The organism is Paraburkholderia sp. MM5482-R2 (assembly GCF_050436125.1).
Taxonomy (GTDB): Bacteria; Pseudomonadota; Gammaproteobacteria; order Burkholderiales; family Burkholderiaceae; genus Paraburkholderia; species Paraburkholderia tuberum.
The window spans coordinates 2781475-2801604 of sequence record NZ_JBNDLP010000003.1 but is presented as its reverse complement, the minus strand read 5'-3'; the positions used below and the strand labels follow the sequence as shown (position 1 = coordinate 2801604).

The following is a 20130-nucleotide window of genomic DNA, read 5'->3' as shown; positions in this document are numbered from 1 at the left end:
ACTGCTCGGGTAAGTTAAATATTGTCAATGCAGTGCGAAGCAACAACAGAAATCAAAAACAGGAATTGTCTGATCGACGCAAAGCGCCAATATGCGCAGAAGAGATATGCAAACGAATAAACGTCTGCTTCTCGCCGTGTAGTTGAAAAAGGCGCCATCAAGCCACTTTCATTGGAATGCCGACAGAACCGGTTAGTGTTTTATCGTGGTAAAGCCAGGAGTCACAGGTCTGCCGTTTTTTTGACGTTTATTGTCAATGTTTGTCAAAACGGGTCTATCCTAAATTAAAACTGTTGACTGCGATTCATTTAGATGGTTAATTCGTCGGGTGTTTTCTGGAAAATCAGAAGAGTTCAAATGGAACAACAGAAACAGGACGGCACTGGGGACGAGGAAGAATGCCTGCTTTGCCGTATCACCTATTCGATCTACTCAAACTTTCCGCCAATGCCATCCGCAATGGCGCTGAACATCGAAACCGGCGAATGGTTTCCGTTCGATAGGCTGAAGTCGTATTCAAACGGTTACGAGATGGCCGTAGCCCTGGGCACCGCATGGGCGTGCGATTGTCGCGGGCGCTCACGACAAGCGGACGACGCGAGCATGGCAAGCTCGCTCTATGGCAGCAGCCCGCGCGTGCCGGAGAATCTCGGCAATGCTCAGTCGTTCGTCTATCAGCCCGACATGCCGGACGGCGACGCTGTGCAGCTCGCCGGCGCCGATGGTCGGCCCGGTAACAATCAGGCGCAGAACAAGCAATTTAAGGCGGTGGTCAAAGCACTTGGACTAAGCAAGAATCAAGCACGCCGCCTTCACTACGATATTCAGATGGACGATCTTGAGTATCACGGCATGATGGAGCGCGCCCTGGACCTGTTTGGAGACAAATTGGAATGATCGATACGAAAGAGCAGGTAGGACTTCACCTTTCCGCCTTGATCGGGCTTAACGTTAGCGGAGTGGCGCACGCGGCCGACATGCTTACGTTACAGTTCGGTCCGCTTCGGGAGGTAAAGACCGGCAGAGGAACCATCAAGTATCTGGGCGATTGGGCGCTCCATATTCAGTGCGACTGGCGCATCGAGCAGGGACACGTGATCGTTGCGTCTTATTCGGACTTCGCAGCGTCTGAAGAGAGAACGAGAGTGACAACGGAACGAGTCCGTGATCTCCTTGTGACACATGGCCCAACGGCTGTTTTGAATATCGAGGCGGGCGAGAACGGTGATGCCGTCATTTTGCTGGCGAGAGATATGCGACTAGTCATTCTTGCGGATGCGATACCTGATGATGAGGACTGGCGCCTATTCCCCTCGAATCCCGACGCGAAGCATTTCGTGATCGAGGGTGGCAAGGTCGATCCCTGGTCCTTGTCGTAAGGAGAGACTGGACATTGAGCGTCCCCTCATTACCGGTATTCCTGGTAATCGTCAGGTGATGCTCGACATGGCAGAGGTATCGACATTGAATAAATTTTTGAGGTGCTTCTTGCTAGTCATGGCGCTTTGCAGCTTTCGGCCGATATTTGCCGATGAGGTGATCAACGATTCGAATTGCATGCAGTACCTGGGCGGTGGCGGATTTGGAGATTTTGATTGCTATGAGCATCATGCAAGATCCCTTGAAGTCGACAACAAGAAACTGGCGAATTCAATTAAATCCGCACGAGGCATCAAAGGCGCGAGCAAGGCTGAGCTCGATCGGTACATGCGCGCACAAGATGAATCGGCAAAGGCTTGCGATCTAGCCCCTAAACTAGCTTATGATTGGAATATTGAAGAACCGCCAAAAACACACGTGGATATGTACGATGTCACGGGAGCGCGTTGCCATTATTCAATTCGCAAGCAGCAAAACGAAATCCTGCGCGACCTCTATTCGATAAAAACGGGTTGAACGACCCGTTTCGGCGGGGCCATTTAAAGGCGGGTCACGCAGGCAAGCGGCACCACCACGACTGAGCATCGGCCACGTCGCTTATCAACTCGATCCCGCGAGCACGAAGTCGTTAGGCATCAGACGTCGGGCTTACGGGTGCCGCGACGAGGCGTACATATTCCTCAAAATCCGCGCCGCGTTCCCCGGCATTGCGCTCGTGACGAAGCCTCAGGCTGCGGAAGGAGCGAAGCCATGCGATCCGCCCCCGCCAAGCACCACTACTTCCACGCATACCTCATCCCCACCCAGAACCCCCTCGGCGCACCCGGCCCGACGAACTGCTCGTTGACCGGCGCCGTGCCGTTGAACGTATTGCCCGGTCCGGTAAAGAAGTTCTCCCCGAGCGCGCCGAAGCTCGCATAGCGCTTGTCGAGCAGGTTCGACACCGACGCGAACACCTGCAACTGTTTCGTCACCTGGTAGCTGGTGTCCATATCGATCAACAGATAGCCGGAGATCTTGCCGTTCACGTCCTGGTTGTTCTCGTCGCCCTGCGCGTAGATGCTGCCGCGCCACGTCAGATTCGTGCCGATTCGCCATTTCGCGGTGGCCGCGTAATCGAGCCGCAGCTTGACGGTCGTCGCCGGAATGCTCGGGATGTGATCGCCGGGATGCACGGTGATGTTGCCGTTCGCGTCGGCGCTCGAGTTGCTGGGGCTGCTTTCGACCCATGTCGACTGGTAGGTCGCATTGACGTAGCTATAGCTGCCGGTCACCGTGAACGGACCGTACTTCGTCTGCCCAGCCAGTTCGACGCCTTGCCGGCGCGTGCGCCCGACGTTCTGGAAAAACCCCTGCGAACTGCCCGCGCCGTTGCTGCTGATGAACTCGATGTCGTTGTCGAGCGTCGTGCTGTAGGCAGCCGCGCTCCATGTCGTGTTGCCGCCGATCCTGCCGCGCGCGCCGACTTCATAGGTCTTCGAAATGACCGGCTGCAACGACGGATCGGAGATGAAGTCGTTCGGCAGCGAACACGGCGCGTTCGGATCGGCGCAGGCCAGCTCGATCGCGGTCGGCGAGCGCATGCCCTCGTTGTAGGTCGCGTAGGCGGTGAGCGCCGGCGTCGGATTCCAGTTGATGCCGACCGCCGGATTGAAGCGCGAGAACGTATGGTGGCCGTCGAGCTGCGGCTGCGTGCCGGATTCGTCGCCGATAGTCGCATCGGCCCAGTTGTAGCGGCCCGACAGCGTCAGCGACCACTGCGGCGTCAGCGAAAGCGTGTCCGTCAGGTAGATGCCGTAGTTCGTGTTGTGCGTGTTCGCGTTGGTCTGCTGAGCGAAATTCCCGATGCCGACCGTCGCGCGCGAATCGGTAAACGTCGCGTCCTGCGACGACTGCGTGAAGCGCGAGTCGGCGGCATCGACGGCCATGCCCGCGATGAACTGGTTCTGCATGCCGCCGAGCTTGCCGAGCAGCGTCAGTTGCAGGCTCGCGCCGTAGCTGTCGGTCGTCACGGTGGACTGTACGTTGGTCGCCTGCAACGTATCGACGGTGCCGTCGGGATTGATCGTGCCGTAGTCGTTGTTGACGTTGCTGCTGGTGTTGGCATTGCGAAAGTGCCGGTAGTACGCGTTGCCGCTCAGTTCGACGTTGTCGTTGAAGTAATGATCGCCCGACAGCGTCAGATAGCCGGCGCTGTTCTGATTCTGATCGGGATACGTGTACGGTTGCCTGGGGTTACCGAGGAACGAGCGCGGAATGGTTTGCGCGCCGTGCAGATCGTTGTCCGCGCCGCCGGCCGATAACGACAGCGTCGTGTCGGCGTCGGTATAGCGCAGCTTGCCGAACGCCTGGCGGATGCGGCTCTCGTTCTGCTCGGCCCAGCCGTTGTCGTTCGCGGCGTTGGCGGTGAAGTAGTAGTCGAGGTTCTGGCCGATCGTGCCGCCCTGTTCGATCTGCGCGGCCTTGCGTCCCCACGAGCCGCCCTGAATTTCGGCCTCGCCGACCGGGTTGTCCTTGCCGTTTTTCGTCGTGATCGACAGCGCGCCGCCGAGCGTATTGAAGCCGAAAGTCGGATTGGAGCCGGGGATCAGCTGCATCGTGTCGATCGCCTGTTGCGGCAGCAGGTCCCAGTTCACGACGTCGCCGAACGGTTCGTTCACGCGCACGCCGTCGACGAATACCGACAAACCTTGCGGCGTGCCCAGCAGCGGCGACGCGGTGAAGCCGCGATAGAACAGGTTCATCTGATACGGGTTGCCCTGCGCGTCGGAGATCGTGACGCTAGGCAGATTCGCCGCGAGGTAGTCGCTGAGTGTCTGGCGGCCCTGCCGTTGGATATCGGCCGCGTGGACCGTCTGCACGTTGGCCGGCACCAGCGTGAGCGGTGTGCCGATGCCGAGCAGCGGCGTGGTGCCTACGACGACGATCGGCGCGAGGGTCGTGGTCGGTGTCGTGTCGCTGTTGGCGTTGCCGTCGGCTGTGCCGGAAGAGGCAGCGGAAGACGCCAAGGCCGGCGCCGAGGCCGGCGCCGACGCCGCGACTGGCGGCTCCGCCTGCGCCCATACGCTCGTGGACAGACCGGCGAGCGCGCCGCCGACGCAGAAGGTGATGCCGGCACGCCGCTGAAGCCGGCGTTTGCGGCGTGCTTGTGATCGCATGCTCATCGTTATTGTCTCCTGCCGGCTTGATTTGTACGCGTGTCGCGCGTTGTTTGACGTTGGTGTAAAGCTTCGCATACGCGTCTGTAAGACGCGCGGGAGCTTTTCCCGATCTGCCGGGGAAGCGTTCCCAAACTCGCGCAAAACCCGCTGCGCGTGCCGGCGCTGAGTAGAATGCAAGCGTCATGTCAAGCGAACCGATCCATTCCTCTTCCGCTGACCGAGCGCCGCCATCGTCGCCGATATGGCGCGACCTCGGCTGGGTCGTCGCCGTGACCGTGCTCGCGGCGGTGCTCGGCGCCGCCTTCGATCTCAGCGAGAAGGTCTACCGGTTCACGCGTGGCATGGAGCGCTTCCAGCTCGACGAGTTGCCGGGCGCGCTGTTCGTGCTGTCGATCGCGCTCGCGTGGTTCGCGTGGCGCCGCTATCGCGATGCGCGCCGCGAACTGCGCCATCGCCGCATGCTCGAGGAACAGGCCGAACGACTGCTCGCCGACAACCGGCGCCTTGCCAGTCAGGCGCTGCAGGCGCAGGAACTGGAGCGCCGCCATCTGGCGCGCGAGCTGCACGACGAGCTGGGTCAATACCTGAACGCGATCTCGCTCGACGCGGCGCGCATCCGCGATCTATCGGGCGAGCGCGAGCCAGAAATTCATCGCATCGCGCTCGGGCTGATGCAGAGCGCGACGCATGTGTACCGCGAGATCGGCGGCATGATCCGCCGCCTGCGGCCGATCGGTCTCGACGAATTCGGCTTGCCGACCGCGCTCGAACATTGCGTCGACGGCTGGCGCGAGCGCATGCCCGAGGCGTCGTTCTCGATGACGATCGAAGGGGATTTCAGCGGCCTCAGCGATGCGTTGACGATCACGCTGTACCGGCTCGTGCAGGAAGGACTGACGAATGTGTCGAAGTTCGCGCGCCGCTCGCGCGTCGAACTGTTCATGGTGCGCGCGCCGCGCGAACACAACGGCGCGCAGATCGACGAGATCGTCGTGACGATGGCCGACGACGGCCCCGGCACCGATCTGACCAGGCCGCGCAGCGGGCTCGGGCTGATCGGCATGCGCGAACGCGTCGAGGCGCTCGGCGGCGAATTTCACATCGCGAGCGAGCCGCAGCGCGGTTTTCTGTTCTGCGCACGCGTGCCCGCTCAGGCGGGGCTGGCCGAGCCCGTGAACTGAAGCCCGAGGCGGCTTGCCATCTGCGCAAGTTGTACGCCGTTGTCGGCGCCGAACTTCTGCCGGATCACCGATTGGTGGTTGGCCACCGTTTTCTGACTCAAGCCCAGCTTTTCGGCGATGCTCGGCAGCGTATAGCCCTGCACGAGCAGCCGCAGCACCTCGAACTCGCGCGCCGACAACTGACGCCCCGGCGGCCCTTCGTTGAACGCGGTGCGCAGCGCGAGCGCCTGCGAGATGTCCGGGCTCAGGTAGCGGGCACGCCGCGCGATCGAGCGCACCGCTTCGACCAGCACGTCGGGCGCGCTTGCCTTGGTCACGTAGCCGAGCGCGCCCGCGTCGAGCGCGCGCCGCACGAAGATCGATTCCTCGTGCACGCTGAAGATCAGCACGCGCGCGTCCGGTTCGCGCGCGAGCATGCGCCGCATCGCTTCGATGCCGCTTGCGCCCGGCAGCGCCACATCCATCACGACCACGTCGGGCCGCAGCGCGCAAAAACGCTGGTAGGCCTGCGCGGCGTCGCCCGCTTCGCCGCACACCTCGACGTCGGCATTCAGTTCGAGCAGACGCCGGTAGCCTTCGCGCACGACCGCATGGTCGTCGACGAGCAGAACGGAGATGGTGTCGGCACTCATGATTGGACTCCGGGTGACGCCCGGTTATCGCCGCCGGCGTCGGGCTCGCGGGCAGCGGCCGCGAACTTGCGTGAGTTGGCGTCATTGCGGAACAGGATCGGCTGTTCGCGGGCCGCTGCTGTCGCCCCGGTTTCGGATGCAGATCCCGATGCCGCACGCCGCACGATCTTGACCACGGTGTCGTGAAACGGCGACTTGTCGCAAACGGGGTCGGCGTTGGCCGCGTCGCCGGTCAGCAGGTAGGCCTGGCAGCGGCAGCCGCCGAGGTCGAGGTCCTTTTCATCGCAGCTGCGGCACGGCTCCTTCATCCACTGCAAACCCCGAAAGCGGTTGAACGCGTCGCTGTCGTACCAGATCTCGCGCAACGGCATGTCCTTCACGTTCGGCAGCGTCAGGCCGGGCAGGCCGCGCGCCGCGTGACACGGCAGCGCGGCGCCGTCGGGCGCGACGCCGAGGAACACCGCGCCCCAGCCGTTCATGCAGCGCTTCGGGCGGCGCTCGAAGTAGTCGGGCACGACGAAGAAGATCTTGCAGCGCTCGCCATGCGTGCGGCGATAGCGCGCGACCACCGCTTCGGCTTCTTCGAGCTGCTGTTGCGTCGGCATCAGTTGCGCCTGGTTCTCGCGCGCCCAGCCGTAGAACTGCGTGTTCGCCAGCTCCAGATATTCGGCGCCTAGAGCCAATGCCATCTCGATGATCTTGTCGACATGCGGCAGGTTGTAGCGATGCAGCACGCAGTTCATTACCATAGGAAAGCCGTGCCGCTTGAGCGCGACGGCGACGCGCTGCTTCAGCTCGAAGGTGCGCGTGCTGCTCAGGAAGTCGTTCAACTGCTGCGTCGAATCCTGGAAGGACAGCTGGATGTGATCGAGCCCGGCGGCCTTCAGATCGCCGAGGCGCTGATCGGTGAGACCGACGCCCGACGTGATCAGGTTCGTGTAGAAGCCGAGCCTGTGCGCTTCTTCGACGAGTACTTCGACGTCGTCGCGCACCAGCGGCTCGCCGCCCGAAAAGCCGAGCTGCACCGCGCCGAGCGCGCGCGCCTCGCGCAGCACGTCGAGCCATTGCGCGGTGGTCAGTTCGCGGTTGTGATCGGTGTAGTCGAGCGGGTTGTAGCAGAACGCGCAATGCAGCGGACAGCGATAGGTCAGCTCCGCGAGCAGCCACAGCGGCGGCGGCACGACGGCGGCCGCGTCGCTTTGCACTTGCGCGCCGGGTTGAGAGGCAGGTTGAGAAAGATCGGTCATCGCGCTACTCCAGCCAGCCGCGCCCATGCGCGTCGGCGATGAAGGCCCGCACCTCGCTGCCGATGCCGGTCGTGTTGAACGCCTGTTCGAGGTCGGCGATCAGCGTATCGATGTCGCGTGTGCCGTCGCAGCGCTTGAGGATTTCTCCCGCGCTTTGATTGAGCTTCACCATGCCCTCGGGGTACAGCAGCACGTGCGCGTTCTGCGCGGGCTCCCATTGCAGGCGGAATGGCTTAGCGATCGCGAGCGGCGTGGCGGGGTCGGCGCGTGTCGAGTCGTTCATTGCGCAAACGCCTTCTCGATCGCGTCGAGCATGGTCCACAGAATGTCGAGCTTGAACTGCAGGATGTCGAGCGCCCGTTCCTGCTGATCGCGTCGCGTGAAATGGGCAAGCGTGACCTCGAGTCCGTGCTGCACATCGCGCTGCGCCAGTGAGATGCGCGAACGGAAATACGCGAGGCCCTCCGCTTCGATCCACGGATAGTGCTCGGGCCAGCTCGCGAGCCGGTCGCGATGCACCTGCGGCGCGAACATTTCGGTCAGCGACGAGCACACCGCTTCCTGCCACGGCGCGCGGCGCGCGAAATTCACATACGCATCGACGGCGAAGCGCACGCCCGGCGTCACGTGTTCGAGCGACCACAGTTCGTCGCGTGTGAGGCCGACCGCATCCGCGAGACGCGCCCAGGTTTCGATGCCGCCTTCCGCGCCATCGTAGCCGTCGTGATCGAGAATGCGCAGCACCCAGCGGCGGCGCGTCTCGCGGTCCGGACAGTTCGACAGCACGGCCGCATCCTTCAGCGGAATGTTGATCTGGTAGTAGAAGCGGTTCGCGACCCAGCCGCGAATCTGTTCGCGCGAGCAGCCGCCGCTATTCATCTTCACGTTGAACGGATGGTGGATGTGATAGGCGGTGCCCTTCGCGCGCAACTGCGCCTCGAATTCTTCACGGCTCCAGGCGGGTCGGTCGATGCCTTGAGTTCCCGTGGTACTCACGTCGCGTGTTGGTGTTGTTGGTGTCGTGTCCTGAAGGTCTTTCGCGTTCATGCCGTCTCCGTTTTATCGTCGTTTACAGCCGCGCCTCGTTACCGCATCGCTCCGTACTCTTCACTGCGCGCCTCAAAGCTCGAAGCTCATTGCGTCGTACGCGACCTCGATGCCATGCTCGCCTAGCATGCGCCGCTCGGGGCCGTCTTCGATCAGGATCGGATTCGTGTTGTTGATATGGATCAGCACTTTGCGTTTCGCGCCGAGCGCATCGAGTGTTTCGATCATGCCGCCCGCGCCGCTCTGCGGCAGATGGCCCATATCCGCCGAGGTCTTGTTCGACAGGCCGAGGCGGATCATTTCGTCGCCGGTCCACAGCGTGCCGTCGACGAGTAGCAGATCGGCCTCGCGCATCGCCGCCAGCACGTGCGGCTCGATCGCGCCGAGCCCCGGCGCGTAGAACACGCGCCGGCCCGATTGCAGGTTCGTCAGCACGAGTCCGATGTTGTCGCCGCGCTCCGGCGCATCGCGATGCGGCGAGTACGGCGGCGCCTTGCTCGACAGCGGCAGCGCGTCGATGCGGATGCCGGGCAGCGCGTCGACGGCGAGCGGCGCGCCGTCGAGCGCGATACGGCGGTGCTCGACTCCGCAGTAGTGCGACAGGATCGGCGCGACCGGAAAGCCGGAGCGGAGGTCTTGCCAGACCGCATCGGTCGCGTATAGCGGCAGCGGGGTGTCGCGTTCGCGCAGCATCAAGAGGCCGGTCACGTGGTCGATCTGCGCGTCGATCACGAGCACCGCGGCGATGCCGCTGTCGCGCGCGCGCCGCGCGGGTTGAAGTTCGGGATGCGCGGCGATCTGCGCGAGCAGATCGGGCGATGCATTGACGAGCAGCCAGTCCTCGCCGTTCGCGCTGACCGCGATCGACGACTGCGTGCGGCGCGTCGCCTTCACCGTGCCGCGACGCACTCCGTCGCAATTGCGGCAATTGCAGTTCCACTGCGGAAAGCCGCCGCCCGCCGACGAGCCGAGTACCTTGATCTTCATGCCGCGCGACGCATGCTGCTGCGCCCCTCTTCGACGGTGGGAGTGAACATCGCGGTGAGCGCCTGCGCGACGCATGCATGCAGCGCGGGGTCGCTCGCCAGATGACCCGCCGCGCTCACAGACTCGACGCGCGCCGACGGAACCACGCGCGACAGACGTCGCAGATTGCCGCGCGGACACACCGGATCGCGCCCACCATGCACGGCCGCAATCGATACCCCGGCCGCCGCCGCGCGGCGCGCGAGCGACAGCAAACGCGTCTCGCCGAGCCAGCAGCGATGCGCGAGGTAGTGCGCCTGAATCCGGTATTTGCCGATCAGCTTGCGCGCTTGGCGTTGGGATTCGCGTGGGTTTCGCAGGTTCGCACCTCGTTGTGCGGCGCCTCGTGGCGATGCGCTCGCGAGCACCGCGTTTTCATAGCCGCGCCAGGCCAGCGCGAGCGCGCGTTGCCGCGCTTCATTCGCGCCGTATTGCAAGGTGTCGCCGCAACGCGCGGCCAGTGTCGCGGGCTGCTCGCAGCGAGCAGCGGCACGCAGTCTCGACCACGCACGCGGCGCGCGCTTGCGTGACGCGATGAACAAACCGCGCACTTCGCGCGCGGAGGTCAGGAACAGGCCGCGCAGCACGACGCCCGTCACCGACCGCGGACACCGCCCCGCATACGCGAGCGCGAGGGCCGCGCCCCACGATCCGCCGAGTACGCCCCAGCGCGCGAAGCCGAGCCGCGCGCGAATCGCTTCGAGATCGGCGATCAGATAGTCGGTGCGGTTGTGGCGCACGCTGCCGTGCGGCGTCGAGGCACCGGTGCCGCGCTGGTCGATCAGCACGACGCGAAAGCGCTGCAGATCGAACAGCCGCAGCACGCCGGGCTGACTGCCGCTGCCCGGGCCGCCGTGCAGCACCGCGACCGGCACGCCGTCGCGCGCGCCGGCCAGCGCATACCAAACGCGATGGCCATCGCGCGTGCGCAGCGTATGGACTTCGAGCAGGGCGGCCGCCTGCGTGTGGCCCGATAAGCCTCGCATCGTCATGGCAGCATCCTCGCGAGCAGGTTGTCGCGATCGATCCACTGATGCTTGAACGCGCCCGCCACGTGCAGCACGATCAGTGCGATCAGCGCGAAGCCGATGGCGTGGTGAAGGCCGAAGAACAGCGCGCGCAGATGCGCGTCGTCCCAGCCCCACTTCGGCAGCAGGATGCCCCAGAAGCGCGTGCCGTAGGTGTTGAACGACGAGCCGAGATACCCGGCAAGCGGCATCGCCACCATGCCGACATATAAAAGACCCTGCGTAGTGCGCGCGGCGGCGCGTTGCCACGGTGGCATCGGCGGCAGCGGAGGCCGGTGAAGGACCAGCCGCGCGACGATGCGCAAAAGCACCAGCAGGAAAACCGTCAGTCCGAGCGACTTGTGCAGATTGATCAGCGTCGCCTTGACGGGCAAGCCCTTCGGCAAGCCGACCATATAAAGCCCGAGTGCGAGCAGCCCGACGATGCCGAGCGCGATCAGCCAGTGCAGCGCGATCAGCAGCCCGGCATAGCGCGGGCCGCCGGCGCTGGCATTTGCGTTGACGTCGATATCAGGCTTCGCGTTTGCAGAATCCGCTGTCCTCATGCCCTGTCTCCTTGCAACATCGTTGCGGGACGTTTTCTTTTTTGCCGAACACCGTTTCAGTCGCGGCTGACATAGCTGGTTCAGCCGACGATCAGTATTTCACCGCGGCCGTCGACCGCGAGGTCGCCCGTGAAACGGACCGGCAGACGGTCCGCGCGCCACTGCGAAAACGGCGCGATTTCGGCCGCGAGACTGCGTATGAGCAATGACCAGAATACGTCGAAACCGTGTCCGCCGCCGGTGAAAGTAGGGGGCGGCAGTGGCTCGGGCCGTTGCGCGAGCAGGAGCGTGCCACGCCTCATTGCATAGGCATAATGCGCGCCCAGTTGCCCCGCCACGCCGACGGTTCCCGCCACCAGCCGCGACGCCGCGAAGTCGCCCGCGTTGCCGCCGACCAGCACGAGGCCGCGGCGCATCCGGTCGGCGAGCCGCGCGCCGGCGTTGCCGTGGATCGTCAGCGTGCCGCCGCTCATGCCTTCCATATCGCCCGTCAGTGCGCCGGCGGCGAAGTCGCCGCTGTCGCCGCGCACCGTCACGCGTCCGCCGCGCATTTCGCAGCCGGTGAAGTGCCCCGCGTCGACGTCGATTTCAAGCAAGCCGCCGCTCATTCTGAAGCCGCTGTAGTCGCCGACCGAGCCGCGCGCGACGAGCCGTCCGCCGTCCATCTGCGCGCCGAGCCGGTCCAGCCACCGCGCGGCGCCCTCGATCAGCAGCGTGGCCATGTCGTCGCCGGACGCAGGCGCGTCGTCGCGCGAAACCTCGAAGACGTCGCCGACCACGCAGCGCTCGTTGCCGGCCGGCAGCACGATGCGCTCGATCTCGGCCACGCTCATGCTGGCCAGCGCCGAGGGTGACAGCGCTGCGGCATCGACGCGAAAGCCGGGTGGTGTCTTCACGCGCAACGTGGTCGTGCTCATGCGTGACTCCCGTTGAGCCCCGCCGCCAGTTCGTGCAGATGAAAGTGGTACGGCCCGAGCTTGCCGCCGTAGTTGCCCGCGGAAATGCGCAGCACGCCGGCCGCGCGGCCGAGTCCGGCGGCCGCGCCGATCCCGGCCGTCATCGCCGCGCCGACGTCGGCGTCGGTCAGACCGTCGATGACGATTTCCAGCACGCAGCCAACGTCCGCGCTCAACTCGCTGCGCCGCGCGAGGCCGATCAGGCTCGGGCAGAACGCGTCGTTGGTCGACGCGGTCGCGCCCGCGTACTTCGAGCCGATCTTCGAGCCCGAGCGCACGATGCCGCCGGGAAACGGCATGATCACGTTCGGCAGCCGGCGCATCGCGGCGACCGCGGCTTCGGCCGCCGCGAGCGCGGCGCCCAGGTCGCGCGCGAGCAGCAGCAGGTTGCCGCCGCCGACGGCCTTGACCGTCGCCGCCGTGTCTTCGCAGACGAACTCGCCGTCCATCACCGGCACGCGCCAGTAACGCGTGGGTCCGTTCCCCGCGTCGATCATCTTCGCGATCTGCCAGCCGTCGCCGAAAAAGCGCAGCCCGCTGCCAAGCGGCGCCGGGTCCGACAGCGGCGCGCGGCTCGTGGCCGGATCGATGCCGCCGTAGACGGCCGTGCTCGGACAGGTGAGCACGCACTGGCCGACGCGCCGCCCGATCTGCTTGGCGAGCTCCTTCGACGACACCGCGAACAACAGCACCGCGACGCCGGGCCGGCCGTCGGGCGTGGCAGCGGGCGCGAGCGCACGCTCGACGCCCGCCTCGCAGCCGCAACCGATCACCGAGGTCGCGAAGCCCGCCAGCGAGTTCGCCGCGTGCATCGCCCACGTCGGCGTGTGCGCGGTGATCACGAGCCGGGTCGCCTTCATCGGAAAGGCTTCGGCGAAGGTCGCGTCGATCGCGGTGCCGTTGATGTCGAGCGGGGCGGGAGCGTTCATCGTGGACGCGTCAGGTTAGACATTCGACGGGCAATAGCCGTCCGCCGCGGCAGCAGCGGCAGGCTTCGTCGTCGCTGATCGCGGCGTGCGCGAAGTTGCTCGCGAGGTTCGCGTCGCTATACGCGCGCAGCGTTGTCTCGATGCCGCGATCGAATTGCGGCGCGACGAAATGGATGCCGCCCTTCGGCGTCGCGACCAGCGTGCCGTCGCGCGCGACCAGCTCGCCGTCCTTGAACACATAGGCCGGCGACGTGAACATGCGCTCGCGGTCCGGCTCGTCGCGATAGACGGCGATGTCCGCCGCCGCGCCCGCGCCGAGATGGCCGCGATCGCGCAGACCGAGCAGCCGCGCGGGACCGGCGCGCGTGATGATCGCGATCTCGTACAGCGAGAATTCGCGTTTGAACTCCGGCAGCGCGCTGGCGACCTGCGCCTCGGGATGCAGCTTCGCCAGTTGCTCATCGCGAAACGGCTTGTCCATCAGCAGGCGAATCAGATGCGGATAGCTCGTGAACGGTCCGCCGTTCGGATGATCGGTGGTCATCGCGACGCGCCACGGGTCGTCGACGAGCAGGAAGATTTCGAGGCCGATGATCCATTGCAGCGCGTTCACGTAGCTCTGTTCGCGATAACGGAACGGCAGCACGCCGCAACCCGCGTCGCACTCGATATCGCCCACCACCCACTTGTGCGGCCGCGCGAGCGGCGCGTTGCGGAACTGCATCATCGTGTCGCCGGAGGCCGTGACGGTCTGTCCGAAGATGATCTGGCCGACGTCGATCGACACGTTCGGCCGCGCGTTCACGGCCTCGGCAATCTGCCGCGCGCCCGACGAAAACTTGCGTGAACCCTCGGTGCCATAGCTGTGAAACTGGATATGCGTCAGATGGATCGGCAGGCCGTCGGCGGCGTCCATCGTCGCGATGGTCGAGGCGAGGTTGCCGGGCACGCCGAGATTGCTCGTGTGCACGTGCAGCGGATGCGGCACGCGCAGCTCGGTCAGCGCGCGCGTCAGCGTGCGCAGCACGTCGCGCGGCGTGATGCCGTAGTGCGCGTGCGGCTCGTCGACGTTTAGCGAGCGCTGGTTGAACTTGAACGCCGAGATGCCGCCGGGGTTCACCACCTTGACGCCGAGCGCCTTGCTCGCGTCGATCGTCCAGCCGACGTAATCGCGCAGACGTTCGAAGTCGTCGCGCGCGGCGAGCATCCGCAGGAACAGCTCGTCGTTGCCGAGCATCACGTACGCGCCATGATCGATGATCGGCGTGTCGCCCATTTCGAGGTGCGTGTGGCGCGCGTTGGACGGCATCATCGCCGGCTCGAACGCGGCCGTGTAGCCCATTTCGGCGTAGCGGTAGCCGGTCGCGAGCGTGCCCGGCGTGCAGACGCCGCACGACGGCAGGCGCAGGTAGCGGCCGTTGTCGTCGCGCGCGGCTTCGTAGGCGGCCTCGCGCGGCGCATGGGCGCCCCGCGCATCGGCGCGATGGTCCTCGGGCAGCAGCAGGCGCGACAGATTGGTCTTGCCGCCGCCGATATGCGAATGCAGGTCGATGCCGCCCGCCATCACGATCATGCCGGTCGCGTCGTATTCACGATCGACGGGCGTGGCGGCGGGCACGTCGACGATGCGGCCGTCGCGGAACGTCAGGTCGCGGCGCTCGCCGTTGACGTTGTGGATCGGGTCGAACAACGTGCCGCCCTTGAGCCGGACGAGAGTCATGGCTGATCCTCGCGCGTACTCGAGCGTTCGCTCAGTTGCCCGCTCAATCGCCCGCTCAACTTCGCGGCAATCGACGCCACCGACTCCAGCGCGGCACCACGCGCGGCGGTGAGCGGCATCACGACCGTGCCGTCGATGCGAAACAGATGTCCGCCGCTATCGACGCCCGGTGTCGCGACCGGCACGAACACGGTGTTCGCGCCGCGTGCCCTCGCGGCATCGGCGAGCGCCGGATGACCGAGCACGATCAGGGCAAGCGCGGGATCGAGCGACGCCGGCCACGCGTGCGGCGCGAAGCCCGCGATCCACAGCAGCGCATCGACTTCGCGTTCGGCGAGCAGCCGAGCCGTCCGATAGCGGTACGGATCGTGATCGAGCGGCGCGGTGCCCGCGGCGTGCGCCGGCATCGCCACGCGCGTGCGCAGCGGCAAGCCGGACAGCCACGTGACGGTCTGATTGACCGTCAACGCGCCGTCGTCGCCGCCGAGCGCGAGACATGCCGCGCGCGTCGTGCGATTCACGGCCTTCACGATCCGGTTCAGCGCTTCGATCAGCAGCGCCGCGTGCGGCGCGGGCAGTGCGGCCGGTTCGTAGACGACCACCGTATAGCGCGCGCCGGCGATGCGTGCGTGCAACGACGCGAGCGCGGTTGCCACGTTGGCTGCGCTGCCATCGCCGTGGCTGAGCGCGGCGGCGTCGCGTCCTTCCGCGAGCGCTGACCACAGCGCGAGCGTGTCGTACGGATCGGTGTCCGGCAGCAGCGTGTCGATGCGCGTTTGCGCGAAGCCGGCTGCGGCCGGGTCCGCTTCGCAGCCGACGAAGACCAGCTCGCGCGCGAGTTCGGTGCCCGCCAGGGCGCGCGTGAAAAAGCGCGGATAGCGCCGCGACGGCTGACAGCCGAAGAACACCAGCAGGTCGGCGCGCGCGCGCACTTCGGAGAGCGTCGTAAAGAACGAGCCACGGTCTTGCAAAGCGAGCGTCGCGGGCGTCAGCGCATCGCCGTGCAGATGATCGAGGATCGCGCCGCAGGCGGCGGCAAGCGGATACAGCGCGCGGATGCCGGCGACGTCGGTGGCGAGGCCGCCGAATAGCGGGCGGCGCGCGTTCGCGAGCAACTGCGCGGCGCTCGCCAGCGCGGCATCCTTGTCCACTTCGTTGCCATCGACGGTGTAAGCGCATTGCGCGTCCGTCGCGCCGTACTGCGCGAGCGCGTGAGCGAGCCGCGGACATTCGGTGTCCGGCACATCGAGCGTGCCGTCGTCGTGGGCAGCGGCGGCCAGGTCGTCGCACAGCAAAGGGCAGAACGGACAGATCCAGTCGCGTGTGAGCGCCGCGGCGCGCGTTGCGCTCGGGCTGGGGGGCGATGGATCGATGGAGGGGCTATGCATGGGGCAGGTTTAGCAAGCTCCATGCCGACCTTTCGACCCTGCGGTAAGCGTGCCTGATCCTGCGTCGGCGCGCGCGTCAAAGGCCCACCGCGCCATACAAAATGTGTGCCGTTCTGGAGCAGAGTGTCAAGCAGAGTGTCACGCGCGAACAGTCCGGCTTGCGTTGCGTTTACCGACAGCGCTGTCAGAACGCGTGGCATGGAAATTGTATGGAAGGCCTACGCGGAATCGGAATGCGCGCAGTCGATCTGTCGATCGTGCAGCGCGGACGCCACCAGCCAGGCGCTTGCGCCGGTGCCGGCCGCGGCGGCCAGATCGTCGCGATTGCGGATGCCGCCCGCGCCGATCAGCGTGGTGTGCGCGGCGGCTTGCGCGCGCACGCGCTCGAACGTCGCGAGATCGGGGCCGGCGTAGCTGCCGACCTGGTCGAGCGTCATCGCGATCACGCGCGGCGGCCACCACGCCGACGAGCGGTCGAGCGCGGCCGCGGCGAGCAGTTCGCCCGCCCGCTGATCGAGCGACAGGATCGGCGCAAGGCCGGCGCGCTGAGCCGCGTGCAGTGCGTGGATATCGCGCAGCGTCTCCGAGCCGAACACAGGCACGAGAGTCGCGAGGTGGGAAGCGGCAGCAGGGCTGTCGTGTTGATCGATGGCGTCGTCGATGCGCTCGAATAGCGCGCGCATCGACGGGTAGTCCGCGAAACCCGCGTCGAGCCACAGTTCGATGCCGGGCAGCGCGGCCCGCAATGCGGCGAGCGTCGAAGCATGCGCGCCGCGCTGCAGGATGGCGCCGAGATCGGCGATATAGAGCGTGCGCGCGCCGCTGGCTTCGAGCAGCGCGCGGGCGGTGGCAAGTGGGTCGCTCGTCGCGACGAGGCGGGACTGGATCGGCCGATAGGCGCTCCGCTCGCCGCGCACCGCGCGTACGACCTGGCCGTCGAGCAGATCGAGAACAGGTATCACCTGCATAGGGGGCTTTCCTTTGACCAGAATCTTTGTCTACGAGTATCTCACCGGCGGCGGCATCGACCCCCAGCTCGCCGGTCCGGGCAGTCTCGCCGATTTGAGCGCGCTGATCGTCGAAGGACGCGTGATGCGCGACGCGCTGGTCGACGCTCTGCGTGAACTCGACGGCGTGCAGGTCACGTTCGCGACCTCGCGCTTCGAAACGCCAGGGGCGGGCGAGGCCCATTGTATGGCCGCGCCCGGCGAATCGATGACGGCGTTCGTCGCGCGCGCGGCGCGTGAGCACGATTACGCGTGGGTCGTCGCGCCGGAATGCGACGGGCTGCTGCTGCGCTTTCACGATGCGGTCGGCACTGCGCGCTGGCTCGGCTGCGCGAAGGAAGCGATCCGCGTCGCGTCGAGCAAGAGCGCGACGGCGGCGTGTCTTGCCGCGCATGGCATTGCCACGACGCCGGCGCTCGAACCCGGCGACCCAGCCGCGCAGCACGACGGCCGGTGGGTGGTCAAACCGGACGACGGCGCGGGCGGCCTCGACACCATCGTGTACGAGCGCTTCGCCGATGCCTGCGCCGAGTACGAGGCGCGCGCGGCGGGGGCGCGCAATCCGGTGCTGCAGGCGTGGGTCGATGGCGAGCCGTTGAGCCTGTCGCTGATCTGCCGCGGCGACGCCACCAAGCTCCTCAGCATCAACCGTCAGCAGATCGGGCTGAGCGGCGGAGACGCGTCGGGTGATGTTGCGCGGATCGTCGAGTTCGACGGCGTGCTGGTCGATCAGATCGACCAGCACAGCGACATGGGCCGCGCGCTCGACACGCTCGCGCATCGCGTCGCGCGGGCCATCCCGGGTTTGCGCGGCTTCGTCGGCATCGATGTCGTGTGGCACCCGCAACTCGGGCCGGTCCTGATCGAAGTGAATCCGCGTTTGACGGTCGCTTATGCGGGGTTGTCGGCGGCGCGCGGCAGCGGCCTGACGCGCGCGCTGCTGGCCGCGCATGGCGTGCGCATCGAGCGCTGCGGCGCGGCGCGCGCCAATTCGGCGACGTACGAGGTGCGCCCTTGAGCCCCGCCCGTTCGAACCCGGCGGCGCGGTTCGGCTGGGACGTCGGCGGCGCGCACGTGAAGGTGTCGCTCGTCGACGGCGGCGACGCCGTGCTGGACGTCGTGCAATGGCCGTGTCCGCTTTGGCAGGGGCTCGACCATCTGCACCGCGCGATCGACCTCGTCTTCGAGCGCTGGCCGCAGGCCCGCACGGACGCCGCGCAGCATGCGGTGACGATGACCGGCGAGATGGTCGACCTGTTCGCGGATCGCGCCGAAGGCGTGCGCGCGATCGTGGCCACGCTCGCGCAGCGGCTCGGTCCATCACTGCGTTTCTACGCCGGCGACGCCGGCTGGCTCGCCGCCGCCGACTGCGCGGCCGGCTGGCGTCACGTAGCGTCGGCGAACTGGCTCGCGACCGCGAGCTGGGTCGCTACCTGCATGGCGAACGCGCTGCTGATCGACATCGGCAGCACCACCACCGACATCATTCCGATCGTCGACGGCCGCGTCGTCGCGCGTGCCGCGACCGATGCGGGCCGGCTCGCGACCGGCGAACTCGTGTATCACGGCGTCGTGCGCACGCCGTTGTGCGGCGTCGCGCAGCGGATCGAATTCGGCGGCGCCATGCTGAACGTGATGAACGAATGGTTTGCGACGAGCGCCGACGTCTACCGGCTGACCGGCGAACTGGACCCGCTGCACGACGTGCAGCCGAGCGCCGACCAGGGGCCGAAGACGCAGGCGGCGAGCCGCGCGCGGCTCGCGCGCATGATCGGGCACGACGCGCACGACGCGTCGGACGTCGAATGGCTGCACTTTGCGCGGCGCTGGCGCGCGCTGCAGGTGCGCGAAATCGGCGCGAACCTGATGCGCGTGGTTGCCGCGCAGCCAGTGCTCGCGGCCGCGCCGCTGGTGGGCGCCGGCTGCGGCCGCTTCCTCGTCGCCGCATTGGCGCGCGACGAGGCGCGCGGCTATATCGATTTCGGCGCGTTGGCGGGCGTGCCCGATGCTTGCGCGGCATGGGCGGCGACCTGCGCGCCGAGCGTGGCGGTCGCGCTGCTCGCGGCGCGCGAGCCTGGCGCGCAACGGCGCGGCGCGCGTGGTATCGCGGCGCGCGCGGCATGAGTTGAGAGGCGCGGCGCGCAATCCGCGGACGCGGCGCGCCGGCGCACGAGTAGCGCAAAGAGGGGCAGGGGACACGATATGGCGAGCGGGACAAGTTCGGTGATGAACGAGGTTGCGAAACGACGCGACCCGGCCGGGCACTCAACTGGACACGAGGGCAACAGTCATGTGGGTGGTCAAGATCGGAGGCAGCCTGAGTCACGACCCGGCACTGCGCCACTGGCTCAGTGAGCTATGCGAAGTCGGCGGCGGACGGGTCGTGATCGTGCCCGGCGGCGGCGATTTCGCGGACAAGGTCCGCCAGTACCAGGGCGAGTGGAACTTCGACGATCTGGCCGCGCACAACATGTGTCTGCTCGCGATGACGCAATATGCGCTGCTGATGCAGGGCGTTTCGCCCGAACTGGTGATCGCGTCGAGCGAGGCGAAGATTCGCCGCACCCTGCGTGACGGTCATGTCGCCGTGTGGGCGCCGACCGCGCTGATGCGCGACACGCCCGACGCGATGAGCAACTGGGACACGACCTCGGACAGCCTCGCCGCCTGGCTATCGACGATGCTCAACGCGGAGCGGCTGATCGTCGTCAAATCCTGTCCGATCGCCGTCGACGATCCGCTCGAAACGCTGGCCGCGTCGGGGGTGATCGACCGCAAGTTCGTCGACTACGTGAACGATGCGAACTATGTGGTCGAATTGCTCGACAAGAGCAACGTCGCGCTGATGCGCGACCGTTTGCTGAATATTCCGGTGATGTGATC

At 66.3% G+C, this 20130-nt stretch carries 20 protein-coding genes; 7 read left to right on the top strand and 13 right to left on the bottom strand.

The features are described 5' to 3' along the window. The first annotated feature begins 357 nt into the window (after positions 1–357). Genes OKW37_RS34865 through OKW37_RS34855 form a run of 3 tightly spaced genes read left to right on the top strand, consistent with a single transcriptional unit; the run spans position 358 to position 1896 of the window. Positions 358–897, top strand: coding sequence for a hypothetical protein (locus tag OKW37_RS34865; RefSeq protein ID WP_311541563.1), 540 nt, complete (start codon positions 358–360; stop codon positions 895–897). Next, a complete protein-coding gene (locus OKW37_RS34860) occupies positions 894–1379 on the top strand; it encodes a hypothetical protein (RefSeq protein WP_184067261.1) in 486 nt (161 codons plus the stop codon). Before OKW37_RS34865 ends, OKW37_RS34860 begins: the two co-directional genes overlap by 4 nt. Then, the gene (locus OKW37_RS34855) at positions 1348–1896 is read left to right on the top strand and encodes a hypothetical protein (RefSeq protein WP_429403647.1); all 549 of its coding nucleotides are present in this window, start codon (positions 1348–1350) and stop codon (positions 1894–1896) included. Before OKW37_RS34860 ends, OKW37_RS34855 begins: the two co-directional genes overlap by 32 nt. Positions 1897–2156: 260 nt before the next feature. On the opposite strand, the gene OKW37_RS34850 is transcribed toward OKW37_RS34855, so the two are convergent. Beyond that, a complete protein-coding gene (locus tag OKW37_RS34850; RefSeq protein WP_429403646.1) occupies positions 2157–4544 on the bottom strand; it encodes a TonB-dependent receptor in 2388 nt (795 codons plus the stop codon). Between the two features lie 179 nt (positions 4545–4723). On the opposite strand from OKW37_RS34850, the gene OKW37_RS34845 reads away from it, so the two are divergent. After that, positions 4724–5722, top strand: a complete 999-nt coding sequence (locus OKW37_RS34845; RefSeq protein ID WP_429403645.1) for a histidine kinase — start codon at positions 4724–4726, stop codon at positions 5720–5722. On the opposite strand, the gene OKW37_RS34840 is transcribed toward OKW37_RS34845, so the two are convergent. From OKW37_RS34840 to OKW37_RS34785, 12 genes are all read right to left on the bottom strand, one after another. Then, positions 5692–6354, bottom strand: a complete 663-nt coding sequence (locus OKW37_RS34840; RefSeq protein WP_184064647.1) for a response regulator — start codon at positions 6352–6354, stop codon at positions 5692–5694. The two genes, OKW37_RS34845 and OKW37_RS34840, sit on opposite strands and share 31 nt — an antisense overlap. Continuing rightward, positions 6351–7601, bottom strand: coding sequence for a pyrroloquinoline quinone biosynthesis protein PqqE (gene pqqE, locus OKW37_RS34835; RefSeq protein WP_429403644.1), 1251 nt, complete (start codon positions 7599–7601; stop codon positions 6351–6353). Before pqqE ends, OKW37_RS34840 begins: the two co-directional genes overlap by 4 nt. A gap of 4 nt (positions 7602–7605) precedes the next feature. Then, the gene (gene pqqD / locus OKW37_RS34830; protein WP_090809033.1) at positions 7606–7884 is read right to left on the bottom strand and encodes a pyrroloquinoline quinone biosynthesis peptide chaperone PqqD; all 279 of its coding nucleotides are present in this window, start codon (positions 7882–7884) and stop codon (positions 7606–7608) included. Beyond that, positions 7881–8648 (bottom strand): pyrroloquinoline-quinone synthase PqqC, encoded by a 768-nt coding sequence (gene pqqC / locus OKW37_RS34825; RefSeq protein WP_429403643.1) that lies wholly within the window; start codon positions 8646–8648, stop codon positions 7881–7883. The genes pqqD and pqqC overlap by 4 nt, the downstream gene beginning before the upstream one ends. Before the next feature lie 72 nt (positions 8649–8720). Further along, positions 8721–9635 carry a pyrroloquinoline quinone biosynthesis protein PqqB gene (gene pqqB / locus OKW37_RS34820; RefSeq protein ID WP_429403642.1) on the bottom strand — a complete coding sequence of 305 codons (915 nt, stop codon included), beginning with the start codon at positions 9633–9635 and terminating at the stop codon, positions 8721–8723. Further along, positions 9632–10666, bottom strand: a complete 1035-nt coding sequence (locus OKW37_RS34815; RefSeq protein ID WP_429403641.1) for an alpha/beta fold hydrolase — start codon at positions 10664–10666, stop codon at positions 9632–9634. The genes pqqB and OKW37_RS34815 overlap by 4 nt, the downstream gene beginning before the upstream one ends. Then, positions 10663–11247 (bottom strand): cytochrome b, encoded by a 585-nt coding sequence (locus tag OKW37_RS34810; protein WP_409259691.1) that lies wholly within the window; start codon positions 11245–11247, stop codon positions 10663–10665. Before OKW37_RS34810 ends, OKW37_RS34815 begins: the two co-directional genes overlap by 4 nt. Before the next feature lie 80 nt (positions 11248–11327). Then, complete coding sequence (locus OKW37_RS34805) at positions 11328–12164, bottom strand: formylmethanofuran dehydrogenase subunit C (RefSeq protein ID WP_429403640.1); 837 nt, start codon at positions 12162–12164, stop codon at positions 11328–11330. Next, complete coding sequence (gene fhcD / locus OKW37_RS34800; RefSeq protein WP_429403639.1) at positions 12161–13132, bottom strand: formylmethanofuran--tetrahydromethanopterin N-formyltransferase; 972 nt, start codon at positions 13130–13132, stop codon at positions 12161–12163. The genes OKW37_RS34805 and fhcD overlap by 4 nt, the downstream gene beginning before the upstream one ends. Before the next feature lie 10 nt (positions 13133–13142). Then, positions 13143–14852, bottom strand: a complete 1710-nt coding sequence (locus OKW37_RS34795) for a formylmethanofuran dehydrogenase subunit A (protein WP_429403638.1) — start codon at positions 14850–14852, stop codon at positions 13143–13145. Then, complete coding sequence (locus tag OKW37_RS34790) at positions 14849–16240, bottom strand: formylmethanofuran dehydrogenase (protein ID WP_429403637.1); 1392 nt, start codon at positions 16238–16240, stop codon at positions 14849–14851. Before OKW37_RS34790 ends, OKW37_RS34795 begins: the two co-directional genes overlap by 4 nt. A gap of 218 nt (positions 16241–16458) precedes the next feature. Beyond that, a complete protein-coding gene (locus OKW37_RS34785; protein WP_184067297.1) occupies positions 16459–17208 on the bottom strand; it encodes a HisA/HisF-related TIM barrel protein in 750 nt (249 codons plus the stop codon). 13 nt (positions 17209–17221) lie between these two features. Between OKW37_RS34785 and OKW37_RS34780 the strand changes: the two genes are divergently transcribed. From OKW37_RS34780 to OKW37_RS34770, 3 genes are all read left to right on the top strand, one after another. Next, complete coding sequence (locus OKW37_RS34780; protein ID WP_429403636.1) at positions 17222–18265, top strand: ATP-grasp domain-containing protein; 1044 nt, start codon at positions 17222–17224, stop codon at positions 18263–18265. Then, positions 18262–19371 (top strand): hydantoinase/oxoprolinase family protein, encoded by a 1110-nt coding sequence (locus tag OKW37_RS34775; protein ID WP_429403635.1) that lies wholly within the window; start codon positions 18262–18264, stop codon positions 19369–19371. Before OKW37_RS34780 ends, OKW37_RS34775 begins: the two co-directional genes overlap by 4 nt. Before the next feature lie 166 nt (positions 19372–19537). Next, on the top strand, positions 19538–20128 hold the full coding sequence (locus tag OKW37_RS34770; protein ID WP_429352397.1) for an aspartate kinase: 591 nt from the start codon (positions 19538–19540) through the stop codon (positions 20126–20128). The last annotated feature ends 2 nt before the right edge of the window (positions 20129–20130 follow it).

What these genes read in the sequence shown, in the direction of transcription:
- OKW37_RS34845 (WP_429403645.1), top strand. Translation starts at nt 4,724, where the DNA reads ATGTCAAGCGAACCGATCCATTCCTCTTCCGCTGACCGAGCGCCGCCA.
- OKW37_RS34810 (WP_409259691.1), bottom strand. Translation starts at nt 11,247, where the DNA reads ATGAGGACAGCGGATTCTGCAAACGCGAAGCCTGATATCGACGTCAAC.
- OKW37_RS34770 (WP_429352397.1), top strand. Translation starts at nt 19,538, where the DNA reads ATGTGGGTGGTCAAGATCGGAGGCAGCCTGAGTCACGACCCGGCACTG.
- pqqB (WP_429403642.1), bottom strand. Translation starts at nt 9,635, where the DNA reads ATGAAGATCAAGGTACTCGGCTCGTCGGCGGGCGGCGGCTTTCCGCAG.
- pqqD (WP_090809033.1), bottom strand. Translation starts at nt 7,884, where the DNA reads ATGAACGACTCGACACGCGCCGACCCCGCCACGCCGCTCGCGATCGCT.
- OKW37_RS34815 (WP_429403641.1), bottom strand. Translation starts at nt 10,666, where the DNA reads ATGACGATGCGAGGCTTATCGGGCCACACGCAGGCGGCCGCCCTGCTC.
- OKW37_RS34790 (WP_429403637.1), bottom strand. Translation starts at nt 16,240, where the DNA reads ATGCATAGCCCCTCCATCGATCCATCGCCCCCCAGCCCGAGCGCAACG.
- OKW37_RS34850 (WP_429403646.1), bottom strand. Translation starts at nt 4,544, where the DNA reads ATGAGCATGCGATCACAAGCACGCCGCAAACGCCGGCTTCAGCGGCGT.
- pqqC (WP_429403643.1), bottom strand. Translation starts at nt 8,648, where the DNA reads ATGAACGCGAAAGACCTTCAGGACACGACACCAACAACACCAACACGC.
- OKW37_RS34795 (WP_429403638.1), bottom strand. Translation starts at nt 14,852, where the DNA reads ATGACTCTCGTCCGGCTCAAGGGCGGCACGTTGTTCGACCCGATCCAC.
- OKW37_RS34865 (WP_311541563.1), top strand. Translation starts at nt 358, where the DNA reads ATGGAACAACAGAAACAGGACGGCACTGGGGACGAGGAAGAATGCCTG.
- OKW37_RS34840 (WP_184064647.1), bottom strand. Translation starts at nt 6,354, where the DNA reads ATGAGTGCCGACACCATCTCCGTTCTGCTCGTCGACGACCATGCGGTC.
- OKW37_RS34785 (WP_184067297.1), bottom strand. Translation starts at nt 17,208, where the DNA reads ATGCAGGTGATACCTGTTCTCGATCTGCTCGACGGCCAGGTCGTACGC.
- OKW37_RS34860 (WP_184067261.1), top strand. Translation starts at nt 894, where the DNA reads ATGATCGATACGAAAGAGCAGGTAGGACTTCACCTTTCCGCCTTGATC.
- OKW37_RS34805 (WP_429403640.1), bottom strand. Translation starts at nt 12,164, where the DNA reads ATGAGCACGACCACGTTGCGCGTGAAGACACCACCCGGCTTTCGCGTC.
- fhcD (WP_429403639.1), bottom strand. Translation starts at nt 13,132, where the DNA reads ATGAACGCTCCCGCCCCGCTCGACATCAACGGCACCGCGATCGACGCG.
- pqqE (WP_429403644.1), bottom strand. Translation starts at nt 7,601, where the DNA reads ATGACCGATCTTTCTCAACCTGCCTCTCAACCCGGCGCGCAAGTGCAA.